We start from the raw sequence: 1,220 nt of genomic DNA, 5'->3' as shown, positions 1-1,220 counted from the left end.
CAGGGCGATCGCTTGAAAGGAATGGATTTCGGTGTTGCCTTTTGCGTGATTCACAGGGGGCCTCGGTCTGGTGAGGCATCCGATGTCAGGCAAGGCACTGGTGGAGCATTTTTCGGCGTTGGAAGACCCGCGCCAGAGTTGGAAGGTGGTCTACCCGCTGCCGGAGATCATGTTGCTGGTCCTGTGCGCGACCCTGGCCTCGGCCGAGGACTTCGTCGAGATCCGACGCTGGGGCCGGGAGAAGCTGGAATTCCTGCGCACGATGCTGCCGTTCCGACATGGCATCCCGTCGCACGACACCCTCAACGACGTTCTGAACGCCCTCGATCCAGGCCTGTTCTCGGCGTGCTTTGCCGCCTGGGTCGAGGCCCTGCGCGAGACCGAGCCCGACATCGTCGCGATCGATGGCAAGAGTTCGCGTCGCGCCCGCGCCAAGGGCGGCCATCCACTCCATGTCGTCTCGGCCTGGGCCACGCGCCAGCGCTTGGTGCTGGGCCAGGAGGCCGTGGGTGAGAAGGCCAACGAGATCGTGGCGATCCCGCTGCTGCTGGAGCGGCTGCAGTTGACCGGCGCCCTGGTGACGATCGACGCCATGGGCACGCAGACCGCCATCGCCCAGACCATCCTCGACAAGGGCGCCGACTATCTCCTCGCGCTCAAACACAACTGGCCCGTGCTCGCCGAGGACGTGCGCCTGTTCTTCGCAGACCCCGGGCAGGCCCGCCTCGACAGCCACGAGACCATCGATCTCGGCCACGGCCGCAGCGAGATCCGCCGCCATGTCGTCTGCCACGACGTCGCTTGGCTCACCGCGGATCGCCGCTATCCCGGCGCGCCGCGCTTCCCCGGCCTCGAGGCCATCGCCATGGTCGAGGCAACGGTCGGACGCGGCGACACGACTTCGGTCGAGCGGCGCTACTTCCTGTCCTCGCTCCCCCTCGACGCCAAGCTGTTCGCCCGTGCCGTGCGCGCTCACTGGGGCATCGAGAACCGGCTCCACTGGGTGCTCGATGTCGTCTTCCATGACGATCTCATGCGCCTGCGCACCGCCAACGGGCCTCACAACATGGCCACCATCAAGCACATGGCCATGAACCTCATCCGCACCGCATCCGACACGGACAGCCTCAAGACCCGCAGAAAAGCCGCCGCTTGGAACCACGACTACCTCAGAGCCATCGTCACTCAGACCGCCTGATCCCCTTCAAGCGATCGCCCTG

At 66.1% G+C, this 1,220-nt stretch carries 1 protein-coding gene; it reads left to right on the top strand.

The features are described 5' to 3' along the window. The first annotated feature begins 82 nt into the window (after positions 1 to 82). Positions 83 to 1,198 carry an ISAs1 family transposase gene (locus FV228_RS30245; RefSeq protein ID WP_147857791.1) on the top strand — a complete coding sequence of 372 codons (1,116 nt, stop codon included), beginning with the start codon at positions 83 to 85 and terminating at the stop codon, positions 1,196 to 1,198. Positions 1,199 to 1,220 lie beyond the last annotated feature (22 nt).

The sequence above is a fragment of the Methylobacterium sp. WL18 genome (assembly GCF_008040015.1).
GTDB lineage: Bacteria > Pseudomonadota > Alphaproteobacteria > Rhizobiales > Beijerinckiaceae > Methylobacterium > Methylobacterium mesophilicum.
The sequence above is the reverse complement of the archived record's forward strand: the minus strand, read 5'-3'. Positions and strand labels throughout refer to the sequence as shown.